The following is an 18,379-nucleotide window of genomic DNA, read 5'->3' on the forward strand; positions in this document are numbered from 1 at the left end:
GGGAATACTACACTAAATCACTTTTTTCTTTGGTTTATTTAATTCCTCATGGATACCTTGCATTTTATAATCCAGATTAGAAATTGTTTTAGCACATTCAATTAGCTCATCACGAACTCCATCAGGAACTTCATTATCAGCTTTATATCGCAAGTGATGTTCTAAACTTGCCCAAAAGTCCATCGCAATCGTTCTAATTTGAATTTCTACAGTAGTTGGCTGAACTTTCTCTGCTAAGAAGATAGGAACTTCAACAACTAGATGTAAACTACGATAACCATTCTCCTTGGGATGTTTAATGTAATCTTTTTTGGCAATAAGTTTAATATCACTTTGTTTTATTAATAAATCAGCAATTTTATAGACATCGCTAACATAATTACAAATAACGCGAACACCAGCAATATCAGTCAAATTAGTTACAATAGAATCTAAAGATACTTCTAGGCCCCGTTTTTCTAGTTTTCCCAATATACTGTTTACAGATTTTAAACGATATTCCATATGATGAATAGGATTATGATCATGTTTTATTTTAAACTCATCATCAAGAATTTCTAATTTTGTTCTTACTTCTTTAATTCCCGCATCATAAAGTTGTTGCAGCGCCATAAATTCTTGTAAAGTGTCAGTTATATCTGTATTAGGAACTAGTGCGGTAAAAGGATCACTGACAATTTCCTTTTGCATAATTCGATTAGTCATAAAATACCCCTTTATTAAATATTTTTTGTATAACTTAATCATAGTTGGTAATAATGAACTTGAGGTGAACTAGATGAAAAAAACAATTGTAGTATTATTAATTATGATGAATATTGTATCAGTAAATGCTTCAAGTAATGACCCAAAATATAAAATAATTGCCAATAGTAATAGTGATAAAGATATTAAGACAATGTATGAAACAAAAGATGACTTAATTAAAGACTATAAAGATTGGATTAAAAGTGTTGATGATGTTGATCAAGCACTAGCTGATCATCAAAAAGATTATCAAGCTAAGTATTATAATGGAGAATATACAATTGTCCTAGGCGCTGGCAAAGGAAAGGAACTTACGGGTACTTTGAAGGCAAGTTATTGTGTAAGTAGTAAAGAAATTAAAAAGAAATCATTTTTTGCAGAATTATTTTCTTAAGATTATCAGTGAAGCGAATTCTTCTAGTTGGTTATATCCAACTTTTGGAACTCACTTTACTGATAGTCTTTTATTATGTCCTAAATATAACTGAAATATGCTATACTATTTAATAGAGTAGTAATGAAAGGAGTCAGAGATGAAAACAGTAAAAGATGCTGAAATCTTTTGTCAATATATAGCCCATGAGTATCTTGGGAAGCGTAATTATAAGTTATTAGAAGATATAATTGATAAAAGGATTACAATCATTGGGACGGGAGCTCACGAGGTTAGTCGCAACATTCAAGAACTTATGACGGCTTTGAATAAAGAAGCAGAACTTTGGGATGGAACTTTTATAATTGAAGATGAATGGTATCAGGGAACTGAATTAGCTGATAACTTATTTGTAGTAATTGGCCAAATTGAGGGCCGACAAAATAGTAACGACCAGTTAGTCTATAGTTTTTCATCACGAGTAACCTTTATTATTGAATATCATGATATGCAGTGGAAGATTATCCATGTTCATCAATCAGTACCGGATTATAGTCAAGGTGATGATGAGTTTTTCCCACAACGGATTGTCGAAGAAAGTAATGCTCAGTTAAAAAAGGAAATTGCTGAAAAGACGAAGGAATTAGAGATGTCCAATCAACAAGTAATCTATAATTTAAGACATGATTATCTTACTGGAATATTAAATCGTCCATCACTTGAAAAAGAAGTTACTGAAGCGATGAGTAATCATCAGTATGGAGTGATCTTAGTATTAGACATAGATTATTTTAAAGAAGTTAATGATAATAATGGTCATCCGTATGGTGATGAGGTTTTGATAAAATTAGCTAATACAATGCAAGAAAGTTTTAAATCAGGAATTTGTGGTCGCATTGGCGGTGATGAATTTATCATTTATCTGGCTTTAGACGATGCTAATTATGATGCAATTGAAAAGACTATTAAAGAATTTAAACAAAATTGGCAGAAGAATATTACAACAATTGATAGAAGCAGCACAATTACTTTAAGTATCGGGGGAGCATATTATCCTAAACATGGTAAAAATTATCAAGAGTTGTGGTCTAATGCCGATAAAGCACTATATTTAAGTAAAAATAATGGTCGAAACAGAATATCTATATATCAACTCTAAACAGTTCTCGAAAGGGAACTGTTTTATGTTTAAAATAAATCGTTTCGTTAATAATTTAAGAGGTCAAACATATAATAAAATTAGAGGTGGAACATGTTAACAAAATTTGATGAACAAGCCCAAAAAGCAATTGTGGTAGGCGAAAGTATTGCTTTTGATTTAGGTCATAATAATGTCGGTAGTGAACATTTACTGCTATCGCTGTTAAAGATAAGTGATTCCAAATTACGGGAATTAGTTAAGAAATATGATGTTGATGATAAAAATATATATGAGGATATAAAAAGGTTGTTTGGGACAAATGATGATCAACCTTTTTATATGGAGTATAGTGATGCTGTAAAAAGTATCTTAGAAGCAGCAATGGAAATCACTAATCAACAAAATAAAAGTAAAGTAACGCTTAATATCCTAACAATTGCTTTATTGCAGAGTGAAGAAAGTGTAGCTCACGAATTATTAAAGAAATATAAAGTTGATTTTGAAGAAATTATCTATCAATTAAATGAAAGTAGTGAATTAGAAACTAAATTAGATCAGATTCAATCACTAGTTAATCTTAATAAGAAAGTAAAACAGGGTGAACATTTAATTGTTGGTAGACAAAAAGAATTAGAAAAATTATGTATGATTTTAAGTAAGAAAGAAAAAAATAATGCGTTGATTATTGGTGAAGCTGGTGTAGGTAAGTCAGCTTTAGTAGAAAAATTAGCGTATTTAATTAATCAAAAACAAGTAAATGAAGGATTAAAAAAGAAAATTATTTATGAATTGAGCTTATCTAGTATTGTTGCAGGAACAAAATATCGTGGTGAATTTGAAGAAAAGCTACGAAAGATTATTGATAAGGTAAAGGAAATGGATAATGTCATCATTTTTATTGATGAGATCCATAATATTATTGGAGCTGGTGGCGCCGAAGGGGCTATTGATGCTGCTAATATTTTAAAACCGTATTTAGCGAGAAAAGATCTAACGATTATTGGTGCAACAACGACAGAAGAATATTTCCAGCATTTTGAAAAGGATCAAGCAATGAATCGACGTTTTAGTGTTATTACACTAAAAGAAAATACTAAAGAAGAAACATTAGAAATTTTACAGAAAACTAAATTATTTTATGAGCAATTTCATCAGATTGAAGTCGATAATGAAGTTTTAACATATTTAGTTGATAATGTTGATCGTTATATCAAAAATCGAACTTTCCCTGATAAAGCCATCGATATTTTTGATTTAGCTTGTGTTAAAGCCCGATTTAAGCAGCAACATATTATTACTAAACAAATTGTTAAAGATGTTATAGAAGAATATACATCAGTTAAGATAAGTGAGGATTATGATTATGATGAAATTAAAGCAAAATTGAATCATCATATTATTGGACAAAGTAAAGCGATTGAACAAATAATCAATCAATTAAAATTAACAAAACAGTCAAAACAACCAAGTGCAGTAATGTTATTTGTTGGAAATAGTGGTGTTGGAAAAAGTGAAAGTGCAAAACAGCTTTCAAAACTTTTGGGGCGTAAATTGATTCGCTTAGATATGAGTGAATATCGTGATAGCAGCAGTGTTCAAAAGATAATTGGAGCAGCCCCGGGATATGTTGGTTATGATAAACCAAGTTTATTACTGGGACAATTACAAACCTATCCTAAAAGTATTATTCTTTTAGATGAAATTGATAAAGCAAGTCAAGATGTTATAAATCTTTTTCTTCAAGTATTTGATGAAGGTTATTTAGAAGATAGTCATAAACGAAAAGTATATTTTAATAATACAATTATTATTATGACGTCAAATAAAGGGACTGCTAAAAATACATTAGGATTTAAAAAGAATAATCATAGTAGTAAAGTTAAGAATTTTTTTAGTGATGAATTATTAAGCCGTATCGATGAAATAATTAATTTTAAGAATTTAACAAAAATGGATTTAAAGAAAATTATTCGTAAAAATTGTCCTCATGAGGTTAAAGAAGAAGATATTGAGTTGATTTTAAAGGAATATGATATGAAACTTCAAGGAAGAGGAATTGTTAAAGCAGCTAATAAATATTTTCAAAATAAAGCGAAGGCCCAAAGTTAATTGAGTCTTCGCTTTTTCCATAAAATAATTAATAGTGTGATGATTGCAATAATCAGTGCGTATTGTTTAACATATTTACTAATTAAGATCCAGTTATTTCCTAAAATAATTCCAAGAACTACTAAAATACTATTCCAAATGATTGTACCAATCAAAGTATAAAATGAGAAACTAAAGAAGTTCATTTTAGTAATTCCGGCAGGCAGAGAAATCAATGATCTAACAATCGGAATCAAGCGACCAATAAGAACAGAGATTTTTCCATATTGTTCAAACCAGTTAAGGGAACGGGATAGATCATGACGTTTAAAATAAAATCGGACTAGAAGCTTTTCGAGTCGTTCTAGATTGATTAAGTAGCCAAACCAATATAGAATCACTGCGCCTAAATAAGAACCAAGCGAAGCAACTGTAATTACGCCTAGAGGTGTTAGGTTTGTGATCGTTGTCATGAAACCGCCAAAAGTTAAAATTATTTCACATGGGATAGGCGGAAATAAATTTTCAATCGCAATTAAAAGAAAGATTGCCTTGTAGCCGTAGGTGTTAATATAAGCGAGAAGGTTTGTGAGCATAAGTGACCTCCTGTTTTGATAATGGGATTACTTTATTAGCCAGATAGATCAATAAGTTATCAAATGGTAATAGAATAATAGTTGAAATGATATTAAAGAAAGTATGCATATAAGCAATTTGCATCATATAATTTGGAGTCAAGGATTCGATGAATGAAACTAGTGGGATAAATTTTGCTAAGATTACAAAAATAATAGTTCCGAGTACATTAATTAAGATATGAATAGCACTTAAACGTTTTGAACTGCGATCGCCATTAAGTGATGCTAAAACTGCGGTTATACAAGTGCCAATATTTTGACCATAAATAACATTGGTAGCCATTGCAAAACTAATTAATCCCTTTTGATAAATAGTTTGCAAGACGCCAACTGATGCAGTTGAGCTTTGAATCAACGCCGTAAAAACTGTTCCAACTAAAATAGCGGTTAAAGGATTGTCTAAATGACCAAACATATTAATAAAATATGGGGATGTTTGTAATGGTGCCAGAGCTACGGCCATACTGTCCATTGCTAAAAAAATCAATCCTAGGGCCATTAAGACACGTCCTAAATAAGCAATTTTATTTTTTAAGAACATTAGTAATAATCCAAGGACACATAAATAGATTGCTGACTGACCTAAATCTAAAGCAATCATGAGTCCAGTTACAGTAGTTCCGATATTAGCACCTAAAATAATCCAAGTTGCTTGATTTAATGAAATTAGATGACTATTAAGGAGACCGATGAGAATAATAGTTGTAGCAGAGGAACTATGAATTATTGCTGTGATGGCTGTTCCGGTGATAACACCTAAATATTTATTTGAAGATAGTTTATATAAAATATTTTCAAGCTTATCGTTTGCTAAGGTATCAAGGCTAGTTGACATTAGATGCATACTATAAAGAAAAACACCGAGACTAGCAATAAAACCAATTATATTTTTAGTAATAAAATCACTCCCTTATTATTACTAATTATATTAATAAATCGATAAATAATGTTTGTTTTCAAGATAATCATTAAATGTTACAATGAGTGAAAGGATGTGATATTGATGAATTATAGTGCGATTATTTTATGTGCTGGAAAAGGAAGCCGGAGTGGACTGGATTATAATAAAATGTTATATCGTTTTGGTAATCAAACTGTGTATCAAATGACGATGAAAACTTTTTTAAATGATCCGCGCTGTAAGCAGCTTGTTGTAGTTACAAAAGCGGATGAGATAACTGATTTAAAACAGTTAGTGACAGATAAGAGAATTGTTTATGTTTATGGAGGTAAAGAGCGTCAAGATAGTGTTTATAATGGCCTGCAGGTAGTTGACCAGGATCATGTATTAATCCATGATGGAGCTAGACCATATATAACGACAGAAAAAATAGATGATTTATTATTATGTTTAAAAGAATATGATGCCTGTTTATTGATGGTACCAGTTAAAGATACGATCAAACTTTGTTGTGATGATACTGTTGAGGTGACTTTGCCGAGGGCAAGATTGATGCAAGCTCAAACTCCGCAAGCCTTTAAAACGAGTTTAATTAAAGTTTGTTATCAACAGGCTCAAGATAGTGGGTTTATTGCTACTGATGATGCCTCATTGGTTGAAGAGTTTAGTACAGCTCCAGTCAAAGTTGTAATAGGCAGTTATGAGAATATTAAAATAACTACTCCTGAGGATCTTTAAATGAAGGAAAGAAATAATAATTTTATTACTCATAAAATCATTATAATCATTGTTTTATTAGGATTGATCATGGGGGCGTTAGTTTATCAGTTGCGCTTAGCAGGGGAAGGCGAAACTACGATAACAGCTAAAGAGTTAAAGGGACAGATAGTTGATATAACACATGAAACAATCAGTTTGCGTGATGATAATAATATTGTTTATACGGTGGATTGTCAAAAGGCCAAAATAAAAGGTGATGAGTTACAGTATGGGAACTTAGTAACTATCAAATATACGGGTAAACTCGAGCAAACAACCGCGATACAAGCAATTGATGTTTTAGGCTTAAATGTTCAAGCGGTTCAAGTTAGAAATGGTGGAACTGGTAATACGGATGCTACGATAGCTTCGCATAAGATTGCAGTAATGGTTGAAAAGATGACGTTAGAGCAGAAAATAGCACAATTATTTTTAGCTCGGTGTCCTGAAAGTCAAGCAGTTGAGTTGTTGTCACAATATCAATTAGGTGGCTATATGTTATATAATCGTGATTTTCATAATCGGACCCGTGAGGAAGTAATTGAAAATATTCAGTCATATCAAAAAGCAGTTACTATCCCGATGTTGATTGCAGTAGATGAAGAGGGCGGAACTGTAGTACGGGTTAGTAATAATTTACGCAGTAACAAATTTCGTTCTCCCCAAGATGTTTTTAAAGCAGGCGGGATGGACGCTATTATTAGTGATGCTACAGAAAAGTCGGAGTTTTTAAAAGAATTTGGAATTAATGTAAATATAGGTCCGGTAGCTGATGTTGCAATGAGTAAAGATGATTTTATCTATCAACGTTCATTTGGAACTGATCCTAATGAAACAGCTGAATTTGTGAAAAATGTCGTAAAGGCAATGAATGATATTAAGATGGGAAGTGTTTTAAAACATTTTCCCGGATATGGGAACGTTGCTGATAATCATACTGCTATATGCCATGATTCACGTGATTATGATTCGCTTGTCAATAATGATTTCTTACCATTTAAAGCTGGAATATCTGCAGGTGCAAATAGTATTTTGATTAGTCACATAGTAGTTGATAGTATTGATGATCAAAATCTAGCATCATTGTCACCTAGAGTGAGTAAGATTTTACGAGATGACTTAAATTATCATGGCGTTATTATTGCTGATGATATTTCAATGGCTAGTGCAAAAGCCTTTGGAAGTGAAGGTGAAGTTGCGCTTAAAGCGATTAAGGCAGGGAATGATTTAATTATGACTTCTAATCCTCAAGAACATATCTCGGCACTTATTACAGCAGCTAAGAATGATGAAATATGTCTCAATTCGTTGGATCGTTCTGTAATGCGAATCTTAACTTGGAAAAGTCAGTTAGGGATACTGTAAAATATGATGATTTAATCAAATAAATCATTGCTTTGTTTTGATTGGTGTGCTATTATAATTGAGCATGTAAAAATATTATATTTACTGCCTGCTTATCCAAAGAGATAAGCCAATAGACCATAGGAGGTATAGAAATGAACAAGTATGAAATTATGTTTATTGTAAAACCTGACGTTGAAGATGACGCTAGAAACGCTTTAATCGAAAGCTTTAAAGGAATTTTAACTGCTAACGGTGGAACTGTTGATAACGTTGACGAATGGGGATTACGCGATTTAGCTTATGAAATCAAAGATTACAAAAAAGGGTACTATGTAGTTGTTGATGCTACTTGTACAGCTGCTGATGTTGCTGAATTTGAACGATTATCAAACATCAATGCATCTATGTTACGTCATTTAACTCTTCGCAAATAGAAGGAGGCGTACTAGATGATTAATAGAGTAGTCCTAGTAGGACGAATGACTAGAGATCCTGAACTTAGAAGAACACCACAAGGTGATGCGGTTACTTCTTTTACTTTAGCGGTAAATCGTAATTTTACAAGCAGAGATGGTCAACAACAAGCAGATTTTATTAATTGTGTTGTGTGGCGTAAACCTGCTGAAAATGTTGAGAGATATTGTTCTAAGGGAAGTTTAGTTGGTGTTGAAGGAAGAATTCAAACACGTAGCTATGACAACACTCAAGGTCAAAAGGTATATGTTGTAGAAGTTATTTGTGATAGTGTGCAATTCTTAGAAACAAGAGCTGCTCGTGAAAGGCAACCACAGCCACAACAACAAATGCAACAACCGTACCAACAACCACAAAATAATGATAATTTCTATGATATGAAAACAGTTGAATTAGAAAAAGAATTTGATAATTCAATTAATACATATGATATCATGGAAGATGATATTCAGTTTTAAAGAAAGGAGTTTTCAAAATGGCATTTAGAAAACAAAGAATGGGTAGAAAAAAAGTTTGCTACTTCACTAAAAACAAAATTACTTACATCGATTACAAAGATGTTGAATTATTAAAAAGATTCGTTTCAGCTAACGGGAAAATTATCCCAAGACGTGTAACTGGTACTAGCGCTAAATATCAAAGAATGTTAGCTACAGCTATCAAACGTGCTCGTCAAATGGCTTTATTACCATACGTTGGTGAATAATTGAAATTTAAACCCTTGATGAATTCAAGGGTTTTTCTTTTTTTCTAAAAGATTTGACATCAAAAAATCTTTTAAATAGAAATAATAGGTGTAAATATAGTGATTTATGGATGAGAAACCATTAAAAATCAATAAAATAAGTGTTATCATACGTTGGTGAATAATTTTGACTAATAAACCTTGATTAAATCAAGGTTTATTTATAGAACAGTTTGATTTAGCAAATCTTAGATATTGTTTAAAGTTATAGTTAACAAATCATATAATTTTATAAAAAGTAATTATATAATGAAAAAGATTATCTTTTTAAAATAATTGAATAAAAATGGCATTTAAGTATAATGAAAAGAAGAGGTGAGTATGATGATTGCAAGTGAGAGGTTTTTAAGAATAGTAAATACAGTTAATGAACGTGGGTTTATTTCAACAAAAGAACTTTCTGAAAACTTAGATGTAACAGAAACAACGATAAGAAGAGATTGTGAAGAACTTGAAAAACAAGGACTGCTGATAAGGGTTCATGGCGGAGCAAAAAGTATTGAGCAAAAAACAATTCTTTCAAATAAAGATGAAAAACAAATGAGCGAAAGAATTACTAATAATAAAGAGAAAGATTTAGTATGTAAAAAAGCAGCATCATTTATCAGGGATGGAGATTGTATATTTTTAGATGGTGGAACAAGTATTGTACCGATGCTAAAATATATAAAAGGAAAAAATGTTAAAATAGTAACACATAGTACCTTGATTGCAAATGGATTTAATGATTTTGAATCTGAATTATTTATGATTGGTGGTAAATATATTCCAGAATACAATATGTCAGTTGGTCCAATTACTTTAAGTGACTTAGAAAAGTTTAATTTTGATTATGCTTTCTTAAGTTGTGCCGGGATAGATATAGATAGAAAATTAGTCTATACAGCTGAAATGGATACAATGGCAGTAAAACAAAAAGCAATGGACTTAGCAGTAAAGAAGTATTTATTAATTGATTCATCAAAGTTAAGTGTTAAAGGTTTTTGTAGCTTTATTAGCAGTGATGATTTTGATGCAGTTATCTGTAATAAGGATGCTCATATGAATATTGATGATATTCCAGTAAATTATATTTTAACAAATGAAGATTAAATAAAGACATATTGAACTAGTTTGTTTGATATGTTTTTTTATACAAAAAAACAAAAACGAACAAAAATAAACAAATATATGTTTACAAATGTTTGTTTATGTGTTATTTTTTAATTAAGGAGGAAAGATAACGAACAAAAACAAACAAAAATAAATAGTTATCTATTAGAAAAATGAAAAAAATAACAAAAAAGGCAAATGAAATGAATTTAAAGGAGTTAGCATCTTATATTGACTATTCAGTTTTAAAACCAGAATTTACTGAACAGGAAATTATCGATCTAACAAAAGATGGAGTAAAGTTAAATTGTGCAACTATTTGCATTAATCCTGGTTATATGGATTTATGTGAGCCTTATGTTAAAGGAACAGACACAATGCTATGTCCAGTATGTGATTTTCCATTTGGAACAAGCTCAACAGAATCCAAAGTTAAACAAATTGAAATTGTGGCTAAATACGATTCGGTTAAAGAAATTGATATAGTCGCTAACTTTGGAATGATCAAAAGTGGAAAGTGGGAAGAAGTTTTAGCGGATATTAAAGCCTGTACCGAAGCGGCCCATAAATATGGAAGAGAAATTAAAGTTATTTTTGAGACTGATGCTTTAAATGAGTTACAAATAAGAAAAATGTGTCATATTTGTATAGAAGCGGGTGCTGATTTTGTTAAAACGAGTACTGGATTTTTAACGGGACATGAAGCTCATGGAGCGAGTTTGGAAATAATCAAAGTAATGATGGAAGAATGTGGTGATAAAATTAAGATTAAAGGAAGTGGATGTATTCGAACAAGAGAACATTTTTTACAATTGATTGATATGGGAATTGATCGTATGGGAGTTGGATATAGATCAGTATCTGTTGTGTTAGGGTTAGACTAGCTAATCAAAAGTGTTTACAAAAGCTAAGAAGAGAAGGGGGCGGTGTAAACGATGTTAAATAAAAAGGCTAATGAAGCTAGAAAAAGTATTATTAAAATGATATATGAAGCTAAATCTGGACATCCAGGTGGATCTTTATCTTGTATTGATATTTTAATGTACTTGTACCAAAAGGAATTAAAGCTAACTAAAGATAATATTAATTCTAATGAAAGAAATAAGCTGGTACTATCTAAAGGTCATGGGGCACCAGCTTTATATGCTGTATTAAAAGAAATGAAAGTGTTAGATGAAAAAGAGTTAATGACTTTTAGAAAAATTAATTCTTCTTTACAGGGGCATCCAAATATGAATGATACGAAAGGTGTAGATATGTCAACGGGATCATTAGGGCAGGGGATAAGTGCAGCTGTTGGAATCACTTTGGCAAATAAGTACAAAAATAATAATTATTATACTTATGTAATTTGTGGTGATGGAGAATTTGAGGAGGGACAAGTATATGAGGCTCTAATGGCAGCAAGTCATTATCAACTTAGTCATTTTATTCTTTTTCTTGACTATAATGGATTACAAATTGATGGAAAAATAGTCGATGTTATTGGGCCACAACCTTTCTTGGAAAAGTTCTTAGCTTTTGGTTTTGAAGTTATCAATATAAATGGTCATGATTTTGATGAAATTGAAGCAGCTGTGGAGATGGCAAAAAATAGTCAAAAACCTACTGCAATCATTGCTCATACAGTAAAAGGAAAAGGAATTTCATTTATGGAAAATGAGATTGAATGGCATGGAAAGGCTCCAAATCGTAAAGAAATGGAACAAGCTCTGAGGGAGTTAGGAGGTCATTAGGATGAAGATTGCAACAAGAGAGGCCTTTGGAGAAGCACTAAAAGAGCTAGTGATAAAAAATAACGATGTTATTGTTTTGGATGCGGATTTATCGCCCGCAACAAAAACATGTTATGCTAAGGAAGCAAGACCACAGCAATTTTATAGCACAGGAATTGCTGAAGCAAATATGGTCGGAATAGGTGCAGGTTTGGCGGTTCAGGGGTTAAAGCCTTTTGTAAGTTCATTTGCCATGTTTTTAGCAGGGCGTGCTTTTGAACAAATTAGAAATTCTATTGCTTACCCACATTTAAATGTAAAACTTTGTGCAACTCATGCCGGCTTGACTGTTGGCGAAGATGGAGCAACTCATCAATGTAATGAAGATATTGCTTTAATGCGAGTTTTGCCGGGCATGGTAGTTTTGCAACCGTGTGACGCAAATGAAACAAAAGCTATGATGCAGTTTATGGTTGACTATGATGGTCCTATATATTTAAGAACGAGCAGATATGCAGTGGATAATATTTTGGACTCTAATTATAAATTTCTTTTAGGCGAAATCGTTCCAATTGTTAAAGGTTGTAAAATTGCTTTTTTAGCGACTGGTATTATGGTAAATGAGGCTAGGAAAGCTATTGAAATTTTAGCTAAAAATAATATATACCCGTCATTATACAATGTGTCCTCACTTAAACCAATAAATACGATGCAACTAAATTCAATTATAAATAGTTATGATCTTATCTTTACATTGGAAGAACACAATATTATAGGTGGTTTGTATAGTTTAGTTTGTGAGAAGTTGGATAAGCCTAAAAAGATATATCCAATTGCTGTCCAAGATACATTTGGTGAAAGTGGAACACCAGAGGAATTAATGAGTAAATATAAGATTGATGCAGATTACCTAGTAAAGTCTGTATTAGAAACAGTGGAGGAATAAAAATGACAAAGTTTAAAGATGATTTTTTATGGGGTGGTAGTTTAGCAGCTAATCAATGCGAAGGTGCTTTTGATGCAGATGGAAGAGGTCTAGATTTAATGGATGTAATTCCGGGCGGATTAGAAGCAAGGCAGGCAGCATATGCTTCACCACTTGATTATATGAATGAAAATATTGAGTATTGTCCAAATAGAATTGCAATCGATTTTTACCATCGTTACAAAGAGGATATTGCTTTGTTTGGAGAGATGGGTTTCAAATGTTTACGTTTGTCAGTTAACTGGACGCGTTTATTTCCGTATGGAGATGAAGAACAACCAAATGAAAAAGGCCTAACATACTATGATAGTTTAATAGATGAATTACTTAAACATGGAATTCAACCTTTAATAACACTTAATCATTTTAATGTACCGTTGTATTTAGCAAAGCATTATGGTGGCTGGGCTAATCGAAAAATGATCGATTTCTACTGCCGACTAGTCCGTCTGTTAATGACCCGTTATAAAGGAAAGGTAACAAAATGGTTAACTTTTTGTGAAATTAATGTTGGTTTATTTCAGCCCTATTCAACCCTAGGTTTATTATATAGAAAAGGTGATAATATTGAACAAATTAAGTATCAGGCAATGCATCATCAGTTACTCGCTTCAGCATTAGCAACAAAAATAGGACATGAGATTGATAAAAATAATCAAGTTGGATGTATGATTGCAGGTGGGGTAGTCTATCCGTATACTTGTCACCCATCAGATGTATTAAAAGCTTTTGAGGAAAATAATAAGGAACTAATGTTGACAGATGTTCAAGTTTTTGGAGAATATCCATATCATATGAAAGCTAAAATGAAAAAAGAAGGAATCACTATACATATGGAAAAAGATGATGAGGAGATTCTAAAAAATAATACAGTTGACTTTGTTGCTTTCAGTTATTATGCAAGTAAAGTAGTAACGACAGATCACAGATTAAAGATCAATAACTATGGCAAGTTACAAAATCCTTATTGTGATGCATCACAATGGGGATGGATCATTGATCCTCAAGGAATAAGAATTACATTGAATTTCTTACAAGAAAGATTTCATAAACCATTATTTATTGTTGAAAATGGTTTAGGAGCACCTGATGTTGTAGAAACAGATGGCTCAATTAAAGATGATTATAGAATAGAATATTTAAAAGCACATATTGAACAAGTAAAACTAGCACTAGATGATGGAATTGATTTGATGGGTTACTTAACCTGGGGCCCAATAGATGTAATTTCAGCAACTGAAGGTCAAATGACAAAACGTTATGGGTTTATATATGTTGATCGAGATGATGAAGGAAAGGGAACATTAAAAAGATCAAAGAAAAAATCATTTAACTGGTATAAAAAAGTTATTCAATCAAATGGTGAGGAATTAGAAAATATTTAAAGAAGATAAGGGGATGAAGATCATGTCGAGAAAATGTATAATCGGACAATCTGGTGGGCCGACAGTAGTTATTAATGCAACATTAGCCGGGGTCATTCAAGGAGCTTTGAAAGCAGATTATGAGAAAATATATGGAATGATTAATGGAATAGATGGATTGCTAGATGAAAAGATGGTTGATTTAAGTAGTTTTAAAGATCAGAAGAATTTGTTTAAGTTGATTCATACACCAGCAATGTATTTAGGCTCATGTAGATATAAGATTTTCGAAAAGGATCAATCAATTAAGCAAAGAATAATTACAATATTAAATAAGTATGAAATTACTGACTTCTTTTATATTGGTGGTAATGATTCAATGGATACTATTGAAAAATTAAGTACTTATGCAAAAATATGTAATTGCCCAATCAACTTTATTGGTATTCCTAAAACAATTGACAATGATCTTATGAATATTGATTATACACCAGGATACCCTTCTGCCTGTCATTATGTTGCTACCTCATTATGTGAAATTGCTTTTGACAGTGTTATATATCCAATAAAATCAGTAACGATCGTAGAAATTATGGGGCGAGATGCTGGCTGGTTAACAGCTTCAGCACAACTTGTTAATGAAGTCTATCCTGATTCTATCGATTTAATTTATATGCCGGAAAACATTTTTGATGAAAATGACTTTCTTGAACAGATCAAAGATAAATTAAAAAAGAAGGATCACTGTATTATTGCTGTATCTGAAGGTATTCGAGATCAATATGGAATGTGTGTATCACTAGATAGTGGGATTCAAAAAGATGCATTTGGTCATTTATCAAATAATGGCTGTTCAAATTATCTAAAAAAACTTATCGGTGACCATCTTGGCTGTAAAGTACGGGCCATTCAGTTAAGTACCCTTCAGCGTTGTGCAGCACATTTAGCCAGTTACATAGACATAGAAAATGCTTTACGTATTGGTAGTTATGCAATAAATTGTGCGTTGGATAAACGAACGGGGATTATGGTCACAATTTCAAAAAATAGAAATGAATTTTTATTAAGTCACGTTGATATTCATAAAGTAGCAAATCATGTTAAACCATTTCCATTAGAATGGATTGATGAAAAGAATAAGAAGATTAAAAAAGAATATATTGATTATGTGGTTCCTTTAATATATAAAAGTGGACAAATTGAGCTTCCTCAATATTTGCAATTAAATGAAAGATAGTCAGGCTTTTAATCTTCTTAATCAGTTTTTAGCGATAAATACATATGATGAAAAGAAAAAGTATGATTTGATTTTAGTATTAGGAAATGCTATTGCTGAAACTGGATTAATAGCTTATCAACTATACAAAACAGGGCATGCTTATCACTTCATGATTGCTGGAGGAAAAGGTCATACTACAGATATTTTAATCAATACGATTAAAGAGAAGTATGATATTAAAGATATTACTAAAAGAAGTGAAGCAGAATTATTTAAGTATCTTATTGAAGAAAATTATGGGGTAGACAATACTATTTTATTAGAAAAAGAATCTACTAATTGTGGGGAAAATATTCAGTTTGCTTTCAAACTTCTCAAAAAAGAAGACATTATAGTAAAAAATATTTTATTGGTTCATGATCCTCTTATGCAAAGGCGAATCGATGCAACTGCAAGACATTATGCTCCACATATAAATTTTGATAATTATAGATGTTTTTTGCCAGTTGTTGAGAATATTGGATTTGAACTTAAAAATAATATTTGGGGCTTATGGTCAAAAGAACGATATATTTCACTTTTATTAGGAGAAATGAAGAGAGTCATCGATGATAAAGATGGCTATGGACCAAATGGTAAGCAGTATATTGAACATGTTGAAGTTCCTCAAAAGATACTGGCGGCATATAGATATATCTTTTTTCGATATGGTAAATATCAAAGGAAATAAAAACTTTATCAATAATATTTAGACTTTTGGTGAAACAAAAGTCTTTTTTATGATTTCTTAATTTTGGAAATGAATTGATAAACGGTGTAAACAATATTATTGTGTAAATATAAATTAAAAGGAGGAAAGAAGATATGAAAAAGGCAGCAGTTATTGTAGCTCCAGGGTTTGAAGAAGGGGAGACGTTATCTATTATAGATATTATTCGTCGTGCTAATTTTCAATGCGATATGATCGGTCTTGAAAAGGATGTTGCAGGAGCACATGATATTATTGTGAAATGTGACAGCGTACTAAATGATGAGGTAATTGATTATGATATGATTATTTTACCAGGAGGGTATCCCGGTGCTGCTAACTTAAGAGATAATACAAGGTTAATTGAAATTTTAAATATAATGGCACAAAAAAACAAGTATATTTGTGCCATATGTGCAGCTCCGATTGTTTTAGAAAAGGCGGGATTACTAAAAGGAAAAAACTATACTGCTTATGTGGGATACGAGCAAAAAATAAAACAAGGAAATTACTTACATGATAAAGTGGTGATTGATGGGAAAATTGTAACAAGTCGCGGTCCAGCAACAGTTTATGCATTTGCATATAAGCTGGTAGATTTATTGGGTGGCAATTCACTAGCTCTCAAAAAAAGAATGGTCTATTTTAATGCTTTTGATGTTAAGGAGGATGAATAGTATGAGAAAAGCTGCAGTATTGGTAGTAGATGGATACGAAGAAAGTGAAACAGTGACGATTGTAGACTTGTTAAGAAGAGCCGGAATTGAGTGTCATACATTTGGTTTTGCTGAACAGTACGTTAGGGGGATGCAGGGGATGATGATAAAAGTAGATAAGATTTTTAGCGATGAGATCAAAAATTATGATATGCTGGTTTTACCTGGCGGAAGACCAGGGGGTGTGAATTTAGGAGCAAATCCACTGGTTATTGAAATGGTTCAATACTATAATGAAAATGGAAAGTATTTAGCAGCAATATGTTCTGGAACAATTGTTTTATCAAAGGCAAGAGTTATCGACGGTAAAAATGTGACTGGCTATACTGGATATGCCGATAAATTAGTAGGTGGAGAATTTGTTGATAAGGTTATTGTTTTTGATCAGAATATTATAACAAGCCAAGGGCCAGCAACATCATATCCATTTGCATTTAAGATTATCGAAGTGTTAGGTCAAGATGTTAGTGAAATGAAGGAAAGACTATTATATAACTTTGCTGGTGGAAGATAAGTGAAAGTGAGTGATAATAATGATCTATGATAAATTACCGATAGTTTTTTTAAGTACGCTTGTCAGCGAAAAAAATGGCTCAACTAATAGCCAGATAGCAGCATATATTTTGAATCACCTTGAGGAAGTTCAAAATCTTGGAATCAAGGAAATTGCTAAGGAATGCAATGTTGCGGTAAGCTCAATTTCCCGTTTTTGTAAAGAAGTAGGTTTAAGGGACTTTGCTGAATTAAAAGAACTGTTGTTGTCAACAGATTTATCTTTTGAAGATCATTCACACGCAACTTCGAAACAAGCAAGACTGCATGATTATAGTCATAAAGTAAGAGAAAGTATTATCATGGTTGAAAAATCAATTGATATGGATGCAGTAATTGATTTATGTAAGGATATCAATGAATATCAAAAGGTAGCCATTTTTGGTTTGTTAAAAGCTGGAGCAGTAGCTTTTAATTTGCAAGGTGACTTATTAATGCTGAATAAACAGGTATATACTAATATCTCCTATTCTCAACAAATTCAATATATTGTTGCGGCTGATGAAGATGATTTGATTATAATTTTTTCGTATACAGGTGCATATTTTGATTATCAAGATTTAAGAGCTTTGAAAAAAAGATTAACAGCACCTAAAATATGGATGATATCGAGTGATGACAGAGAGTATCCTGAATGTATTGATCGAACAATTTTATTTAAATCGTTACAAGATCAAAACAGTCATCCTTATCAATTACAATTTATTGCCGGACTAATTGCTCAAGAATATTCACGTTTGCATCAGCTTAAATAATAGGAAAGAATGACTTTTGT

21 protein-coding genes are annotated in these 18,379 nt (G+C 31.7%); 18 read left to right on the plus strand and 3 right to left on the minus strand.

Annotated features, from left to right (window positions below; translation table 11 throughout):
* Nucleotides 1–12 precede the first annotated feature (12 nt).
* Nucleotides 13–705: a GTP pyrophosphokinase gene (locus KSU54_RS09170; protein ID WP_008792597.1), complete on the minus strand. Its 693-nt coding sequence runs from the start codon at nt 703–705 to the stop codon at nt 13–15.
* Between the two features lie 73 nt (nt 706–778).
* On the opposite strand from KSU54_RS09170, the gene KSU54_RS09175 reads away from it, so the two are divergent.
* The 3 genes from KSU54_RS09175 to KSU54_RS09185 all read left to right on the plus strand — a co-directional run bounded on the left by KSU54_RS09175 (nt 779) and on the right by KSU54_RS09185 (nt 4,370).
* Nucleotides 779–1,141, plus strand: coding sequence for a hypothetical protein (locus KSU54_RS09175; protein WP_003535696.1), 363 nt, complete (start codon nt 779–781; stop codon nt 1,139–1,141).
* A gap of 139 nt (nt 1,142–1,280) precedes the next feature.
* On the plus strand, nt 1,281–2,279 hold the full coding sequence (locus tag KSU54_RS09180; RefSeq protein ID WP_003535697.1) for a diguanylate cyclase domain-containing protein: 999 nt from the start codon (nt 1,281–1,283) through the stop codon (nt 2,277–2,279).
* Nucleotides 2,280–2,372: 93 nt separating this feature from the next.
* Nucleotides 2,373–4,370, plus strand: coding sequence for an AAA family ATPase (locus KSU54_RS09185; RefSeq protein ID WP_003535699.1), 1,998 nt, complete (start codon nt 2,373–2,375; stop codon nt 4,368–4,370).
* On the opposite strand, the gene KSU54_RS09190 is transcribed toward KSU54_RS09185, so the two are convergent.
* Together KSU54_RS09190 and KSU54_RS09195 are read right to left on the minus strand one after the other, a co-directional pair.
* On the minus strand, nt 4,367–4,945 hold the full coding sequence (locus KSU54_RS09190; RefSeq protein WP_003535700.1) for a DedA family protein: 579 nt from the start codon (nt 4,943–4,945) through the stop codon (nt 4,367–4,369). The two genes, KSU54_RS09185 and KSU54_RS09190, sit on opposite strands and share 4 nt — an antisense overlap.
* Entirely contained in the window at nt 4,917–5,885 is a 969-nt protein-coding gene (locus tag KSU54_RS09195) for a Na/Pi cotransporter family protein (protein WP_307726370.1), read from the minus strand. The genes KSU54_RS09190 and KSU54_RS09195 overlap by 29 nt, the downstream gene beginning before the upstream one ends.
* A gap of 105 nt (nt 5,886–5,990) precedes the next feature.
* Here KSU54_RS09195 and ispD point away from each other — a divergent pair, with 105 nt between their 5' ends.
* From ispD to KSU54_RS09270, 15 genes are all read left to right on the plus strand, one after another.
* Nucleotides 5,991–6,626, plus strand: a complete 636-nt coding sequence (gene ispD, locus KSU54_RS09200; RefSeq protein WP_003535706.1) for a 2-C-methyl-D-erythritol 4-phosphate cytidylyltransferase — start codon at nt 5,991–5,993, stop codon at nt 6,624–6,626.
* Nucleotides 6,627–8,012 (plus strand): glycoside hydrolase family 3 N-terminal domain-containing protein, encoded by a 1,386-nt coding sequence (locus KSU54_RS09205; protein WP_008792600.1) that lies wholly within the window; start codon nt 6,627–6,629, stop codon nt 8,010–8,012.
* Between the two features lie 134 nt (nt 8,013–8,146).
* Nucleotides 8,147–8,428 (plus strand): 30S ribosomal protein S6, encoded by a 282-nt coding sequence (gene rpsF / locus KSU54_RS09210; RefSeq protein WP_003535710.1) that lies wholly within the window; start codon nt 8,147–8,149, stop codon nt 8,426–8,428.
* A 15-nt stretch (nt 8,429–8,443) separates the two neighbouring features.
* Nucleotides 8,444–8,926 (plus strand): single-stranded DNA-binding protein, encoded by a 483-nt coding sequence (gene ssb, locus KSU54_RS09215; protein ID WP_003535713.1) that lies wholly within the window; start codon nt 8,444–8,446, stop codon nt 8,924–8,926.
* Between the two features lie 17 nt (nt 8,927–8,943).
* Nucleotides 8,944–9,174, plus strand: a complete 231-nt coding sequence (gene rpsR, locus KSU54_RS09220; protein WP_003535715.1) for a 30S ribosomal protein S18 — start codon at nt 8,944–8,946, stop codon at nt 9,172–9,174.
* Between the two features lie 360 nt (nt 9,175–9,534).
* Nucleotides 9,535–10,305 carry a DeoR/GlpR family DNA-binding transcription regulator gene (locus KSU54_RS09225; protein WP_003535716.1) on the plus strand — a complete coding sequence of 257 codons (771 nt, stop codon included), beginning with the start codon at nt 9,535–9,537 and terminating at the stop codon, nt 10,303–10,305.
* Between the two features lie 203 nt (nt 10,306–10,508).
* A complete protein-coding gene (gene deoC, locus KSU54_RS09230) occupies nt 10,509–11,189 on the plus strand; it encodes a deoxyribose-phosphate aldolase (protein WP_008792602.1) in 681 nt (226 codons plus the stop codon).
* A gap of 51 nt (nt 11,190–11,240) precedes the next feature.
* Nucleotides 11,241–12,041 (plus strand): transketolase, encoded by an 801-nt coding sequence (locus KSU54_RS09235; RefSeq protein WP_117561318.1) that lies wholly within the window; start codon nt 11,241–11,243, stop codon nt 12,039–12,041.
* Between the two features lies 1 nt (nt 12,042).
* The gene (locus KSU54_RS09240) at nt 12,043–12,966 is read left to right on the plus strand and encodes a transketolase family protein (protein WP_117792155.1); all 924 of its coding nucleotides are present in this window, start codon (nt 12,043–12,045) and stop codon (nt 12,964–12,966) included.
* A 2-nt stretch (nt 12,967–12,968) separates the two neighbouring features.
* Entirely contained in the window at nt 12,969–14,390 is a 1,422-nt protein-coding gene (locus KSU54_RS09245; protein WP_008792605.1) for a 6-phospho-beta-glucosidase, read from the plus strand.
* 22 nt (nt 14,391–14,412) lie between these two features.
* Nucleotides 14,413–15,606, plus strand: coding sequence for a diphosphate--fructose-6-phosphate 1-phosphotransferase (locus KSU54_RS09250; RefSeq protein ID WP_003535722.1), 1,194 nt, complete (start codon nt 14,413–14,415; stop codon nt 15,604–15,606).
* Nucleotides 15,596–16,318, plus strand: a complete 723-nt coding sequence (locus KSU54_RS09255) for a YdcF family protein (protein ID WP_003535724.1) — start codon at nt 15,596–15,598, stop codon at nt 16,316–16,318. The genes KSU54_RS09250 and KSU54_RS09255 overlap by 11 nt, the downstream gene beginning before the upstream one ends.
* A 134-nt stretch (nt 16,319–16,452) precedes the next feature.
* Nucleotides 16,453–17,013: a DJ-1 family glyoxalase III gene (locus tag KSU54_RS09260; protein ID WP_117792157.1), complete on the plus strand. Its 561-nt coding sequence runs from the start codon at nt 16,453–16,455 to the stop codon at nt 17,011–17,013.
* Between the two features lies 1 nt (nt 17,014).
* Nucleotides 17,015–17,566: a DJ-1 family glyoxalase III gene (locus KSU54_RS09265; RefSeq protein WP_054322336.1), complete on the plus strand. Its 552-nt coding sequence runs from the start codon at nt 17,015–17,017 to the stop codon at nt 17,564–17,566.
* 19 nt (nt 17,567–17,585) lie between these two features.
* Entirely contained in the window at nt 17,586–18,359 is a 774-nt protein-coding gene (locus tag KSU54_RS09270; protein ID WP_003535730.1) for a MurR/RpiR family transcriptional regulator, read from the plus strand.
* Nucleotides 18,360–18,379: the final 20 nt, after the last annotated feature.

Source organism: Erysipelatoclostridium sp. MSK.23.31 (assembly GCF_019125875.1).
GTDB classification, from domain to species: Bacteria; Bacillota_I; Bacilli_A; order Erysipelotrichales; family Coprobacillaceae; genus Thomasclavelia; species Thomasclavelia ramosa.